Origin of the sequence: Microbacterium sp. UBA3394 (assembly GCF_002358725.1) — a bacterium.
GTDB classification, from domain to species: Bacteria; Actinomycetota; Actinomycetes; order Actinomycetales; family Microbacteriaceae; genus Microbacterium; species Microbacterium luteum.
In genome coordinates, this window is record NZ_DEPK01000251.1 from 1 (window position 1) to 5,275 (window position 5,275).

The 5,275-nt window shown below is 70.4% G+C and carries 4 protein-coding genes; 3 read left to right on the forward strand and 1 reads right to left on the reverse strand.

What is annotated here, in order from left to right:
* Positions 1–1,472: molybdopterin-dependent oxidoreductase (locus B4E30_RS14925; RefSeq protein WP_286795940.1), on the reverse strand; the 1,472-nt coding region annotated here is incomplete at its 3' end.
* A 152-nt stretch (positions 1,473–1,624) separates the two neighbouring features.
* On the opposite strand from B4E30_RS14925, the gene B4E30_RS14930 reads away from it, so the two are divergent.
* From B4E30_RS14930 to B4E30_RS14940, 3 genes are read left to right on the forward strand one after another with little or no spacing between them, the layout of a single operon-like run.
* Positions 1,625–3,391, forward strand: coding sequence for a circularly permuted type 2 ATP-grasp protein (locus tag B4E30_RS14930; protein WP_286717809.1), 1,767 nt, complete (start codon positions 1,625–1,627; stop codon positions 3,389–3,391).
* Positions 3,385–4,317 (forward strand): alpha-E domain-containing protein, encoded by a 933-nt coding sequence (locus B4E30_RS14935; RefSeq protein ID WP_071045031.1) that lies wholly within the window; start codon positions 3,385–3,387, stop codon positions 4,315–4,317. Before B4E30_RS14930 ends, B4E30_RS14935 begins: the two co-directional genes overlap by 7 nt.
* Positions 4,314–5,159, forward strand: coding sequence for a transglutaminase family protein (locus B4E30_RS14940; RefSeq protein ID WP_071045030.1), 846 nt, complete (start codon positions 4,314–4,316; stop codon positions 5,157–5,159). The genes B4E30_RS14935 and B4E30_RS14940 overlap by 4 nt, the downstream gene beginning before the upstream one ends.
* Positions 5,160–5,275: the final 116 nt, after the last annotated feature.

Below are 5,275 nucleotides of genomic sequence, written 5' to 3' on the forward strand. Positions count from 1 at the left end.
TCGGCGCTGATGGCGCGGCACCGCAGGGTGTGCTCGCCGGGCTCGGCGCTCCACGGCAGACTCCACTGCACCCACGTGTCGTCGGAGATCGCGGCGGCGAGCGTCGCGGGCTGCCAGTCGCCGTCGTCGATCTGCACCTCGACGCCGTCGACGCCGGTGTGGGGCTGCCAGGCCATTCCGGCGATGACCGTCTCGCCGGCGGAGAGCTGCCGGCCGCGCCGCGGAACGTCGATGCGGGACTGCAGCTTGATCGGCCCGCGCTCGGACCAGCCGCGATCCGTCCAGTAGGCGGTCGCCTCGTCGAACCGGGTGACCTCGAGGTCGACGACCCACTTCGTCGCCGACACGTAGCCGTACAGGCCGGGCACCACCATGCGCACCGGGAACCCGTGCTCCGGCGGAAGCGGCTCGTCGTTCATCGCGACCGCGAGGATCGCGTCGCGGTCGTCGGTGAGGGCCTCCAGGGGCGTGCCGGCCGTGAAACCGTCCGACGAGCGCGAGAGCACCATGTCGGCGTCGCCGGTGGGCTTCGCTCGCGCGAGCAGCTCGCGGGTGGGGTAGCCCAGCCACCGGGCATTGCCGATGAGCGATCCGCCGACCTCGTTCGACACGCACGACAGTGTCACCGTCGTCTCCACCAGCGGCAGGGCGAGCAGCTCGTCCCACGTGAGCACGACCTCCTCCTCGACCAGGCCGTGGATGCGCAGCTCCCAGTCCGCGGGATCGATCGACGGCACGATGATGGCGGTGTCGATGCGGTAGAAGTCGGGGTTCGGGGTGATCACCGGCGCGAGGCCGTCGACGCCCAGCTCGGCGCCATCGGGCACGGGCGGCGCGGTGGTGGCCGGTGCGGGGAGCACGAGGGCGTCGCGCACGGTCGTGATCGCACGGGATCCGGCACGGGCCGCGTTGCCCGCCGCGACGGCGAGGGCCCCGCCGACCGCGGCGACGGCCGTCCAGGCGAAGAAGGCCCGGCGATTCGGCAGCTCGGGGGCGGTGTCGGCGCCTCTGCGCGGCGGCTTCGGGCGCAGCATCCCGACCAGCACGTGCAGCGTGCCGCCGGCGACGGCACCGGCCAGGATGCCGGGGAGGAAAGGCAGCGGGTCGCCCGTGTCGCTGAGAAGGGCGGTGATCGCCGCGACCGCACCGAGGGCGACCGCGATGACCGCTCCGGCGGGCGGGCGCCGGAGCTCCGCCCACCCCGCCCACGCCGCCACGACCGCGAGCACGAGGGCGATGCCCACGGTGAGGGCGACCTTGTCGGCCGGGCCGAACCAGTCGATCGCGAGGTCTTTCGCCCAGGCGGGGGCGGCGTCGATCAGGGCGCCGCCGACGACCGCGAAGGGGCTCGACGACGGGGCGACGAGTGCCGCGGCGAGTTCCGCGGCGCCGGCCCCGGCGCTCGCGGCGGCCACGCCGCCCAGAGCTGCGGCCCACCCCGCACCGCGTGTCAGCCTCGACTCGGTCGTCACCCGTTCAGGCTACGCCGCGGGGTGACGGGGTGATGGTGTGAATCGGTGACGATCCCGTGACGGCCGGTCCGGTCGCCTGTCAGCACGCGAGGCCGTCGTCAAGCCCCCGGGGGAAACAACGCGGCAACACGCCGCGGGCTAGGGTGAAGCCCATGGGAGATCTCTTCGACGGCTACGGGTCCACCCAGACGCCCCGGCGGACGCCCTCGGGGGTTCCGGCGTTCGACGAGATGTTCGGCGACGTGACCACCTCCGGTCCGCCCTCCCGATCGCGCGACGCCTACCGCGAGCTGCACCACGCGCTCGCGCAGATGACCCAGGAGGAGCTTCGCGGGCGCACCGAGTCGCTCGCCACCTCCTATCTCGCGCAGGGCGTGACCTTCGACTTCGCCGGGGAAGAGCGTCCGTTCCCGCTGGATGCGGTCCCGCGCGTGATCGACTACGACGAGTGGTCGAAGACCGAGGCTGGCATCAAGCAGCGCGTGCGCGCGCTCGAAGCGTTCCTCGATGACGCGTACGGGCACCAGCACTGCGTGCGCGACGGTGTGCTGCCGGCCGGTCTCATCGCCTCGTCGCAGTACTTCTACCGGCAGGCGGCGGGCATCCACTCCGCGAACGGCGTGCGCATCCAGGTGTCGGGCATCGACCTGATCCGCGACGAGCACGGTGAGATGCGCGTGCTCGAAGACAACGTGCGCGTGCCCTCGGGCGTCAGCTACGTCATCTCGAACCGTCGCGTGATGGCCCAGACCCTTCCCGAGCTGTTCGTGTCGATGCGGGTGCGGCCGGTCGGCGACTACCCGAACAAGCTGCTGGCGGCGCTGCGCGCATCCGCCCCACCCGGAGTGGAGGAGCCCAACGTCGTCGTGCTCACCCCGGGTGTGTACAACTCGGCGTACTTCGAGCACACGCTGCTCGCCCGCCTCATGGGCGTCGAACTCGTCGAGGGGCGCGACCTGCTGTGCATGGGCGGCAAGGTGTTCATGCGCACCACCCGCGGCCCGAAGCGCGTCGACGTGATCTACCGCCGGGTCGACGACGACTTCCTCGATCCGCTGCAGTTCCGCGCCGACTCGATGCTGGGCGCACCCGGCCTCATGCTCGCGGCGCGGCTGGGCAATGTCACGATCGCCAACGCCGTCGGCAACGGCGTCGCCGACGACAAGCTGCTCTACACCTACGTGCCCGACCTGGTGCGCTACTACCTGGCGGAGGAGCCCATCCTCAAGAACGTCGACACGTGGCGGCTCGAGGAGCCCGACGCTCTCGAGGAGGTGCTCGACAGGCTCGACGAACTCGTCGTGAAGCCGGTCGACGGATCGGGCGGCAAGGGCCTCGTCGTCGGACCCGACGCCTCGCCGAGCGAACTCGACACGCTCCGCACGCGGTTGCGAGCGGATCCGCGCGGATGGATCGCCCAGCCTGTCGTGATGCTGTCGACCATCCCGACCCTCGTCGAAGACGGGATGCGCCCGCGTCACGCCGACCTGCGTCCGTTCGCGGTCAACGACGGCGAGGACATCTGGGTGCTTCCGGGAGGCCTGACGCGCGTCGCCCTCCCCGAGGGACAGCTCGTGGTCAACTCCAGCCAGGGCGGCGGATCGAAGGACACGTGGGTCGTCGGCGGTTCGGCTCCGGCTCACGTCGAGTACGGGCAGGGCAGCGGCATGGGCGGACTGGTCGCCGACCAGGCCGCCGTGACGCAGTCGATCCCGATCATCTACGAAGACCACGACGAGCCCGACACGGCTCCGCAGGATCGCCCGCGTTCGCGCACCGAACAGGCCGAGCAGCAGCAGCAGACGAGCGTTTCGTCTCGCTCCGCTCGCTCAACGACCGGGGCTGGCGGGGGTCCGGTCGTCGGGCGAGGAGGGCAGCGACGAGACGATACGCGCGACGGAGGTGACGTCCGATGCTGAGTCGCATCGCAGAATCACTGTTCTGGATCGGGCGGTACATCGAGCGCAGCGACGGCACGGCGCGCATCCTCGAGGTGCACCTGCAGCTGCTGCTGGAGGATCCCTGGATCGACGAGGACACCGCGTGCCGGTCGCTGCTGAACGTCATGGGGTCTCTGCCGTCCGACACGACGACTCCCGTCACCCGCGACGATGTGCTGCAGCGTCTCGCGATCGACCGGATGAACCCCGCCTCGGTGGCCTACTCGCTAGGCGCCGCGCGCGAGAACGCCCGCCGTGCCCGCGAGATCGTCTCGAGCGAGCTGTGGGAGACGCTGAACACCACCAACTCCCGCATGCCGCGTCGGCTGCAGACCGACAAGGCCCACGACTTCTTCCAGTGGGTGCGTGAGCGCGCGTCGCTGGCCGTCGGGAGCGTCGACTCGTCGACCAGCCGAGACGAAGCGTGGCAGTTCTTCACGCTGGGCCGCAGCATCGAGCGCACCGACATGACCGCCCGGATGCTCGCCACCCGCTCGCTGACCGAAGCATCCGGTCCGTCGTGGACGACCATCCTGCGCTCGTGCGGCGCGTACGAGGCGTACCTCCGCACGTACCGCGGCATGCCGAGTGCCAGCAACGCGGCCGAGTTCCTGCTGCTGGACCGCCTGTTTCCCCGCTCGATCATCTTCTCCATCCAGCAGGCCGAGGAGTGCATGAGCGCGATCGATCCGCGTGCTGACCGGGTCGGGCATTCCAACCCGGTGCTGCGCGCGCTGGGGCGCATCCGGAACGACCTGGAGTACCGGCCGGTGAGCGAGATCCTGAGTGAGCTGCCGCTGCACATGGATCGTGTGCAGCGGGTGACCCGCGAGGCGTCCGAGGCGATCCGCAGTCGCTTCTTCCCGACGCACGCCGAGCCGAGCTGGATCGGGGAGACGTCATGAAGAGACTCCGCATCGAACACGAGACCGGCTTCTCCTACCCGGGCGATGTCTCGGCGTCGTACAACGAAGCGCGCATGCTGCCGGGATCGACCGACAGCCAGTTCGTGCTCAGTTCGTCGCTCGACATCGATCCGTCGACCTCGGTCAACCAGTACGTCGATTACTTCGGAACGCGTGTCGCGGCGTTCGACGTGCTGTCGCCGCACGGTGCGCTCACCATCACCGCTCGGTCGCTCGTCGAGGTGCGCGAGCGGCCGATCGAGCATCCCGACATCACGTGGGACGACCTGAAGCGGTCCACGAGCCGTTCCATCGAGACCGTCGAGCAGCTCACGCAGACGCGACGCACGATGCCGCATCCCGAGGTGGCGAGGCTCGCCGAGGGCATCGCCCAGCAGCACGAGAATCCGAGCGAGGCGGCGCACGCGATCGCGGTGGCCGTCGGTGACGCCGTCGAGTACATGAGCGGCATCACGAGCGTGCTCTCGACCGCGAGCGAGGCCTGGGAGGCGCGCAAGGGCGTGTGCCAGGACATCGCGCACATCACCCTCGGGGCACTGCGCTCGGTCGGGATCCCCGCCCGATACGTGTCGGGCTACCTGCACCCGCGGCCGAACGCCGACGTCGGCGAGCCGGTGACGGGTGAGTCTCACGCGTGGGTGGAGTGGTACGCCGACCAGTGGCAGGGGTTCGACCCGACCAACAACATCGAGATCGGCGACCGGCACGTGCTCGTGGGCCGCGGGCGGGACTACAACGACGTCCCCCCGCTCCGCGGCGTCTACGCCGGTCCGTTCAAGAGCCAGTTGCACGTGAAGGTGACCATCACCCGCGAGTCCTGACCCGCATCCCGCGTCGCCTGCCCGCGCCGCGATGCCCGCACGGCGATGTCGGAGAATCGCGGCGATGTCGGAGGATTCAGCGCGGATTCTCCCCCAGATTCATACGGTCGTTGCAT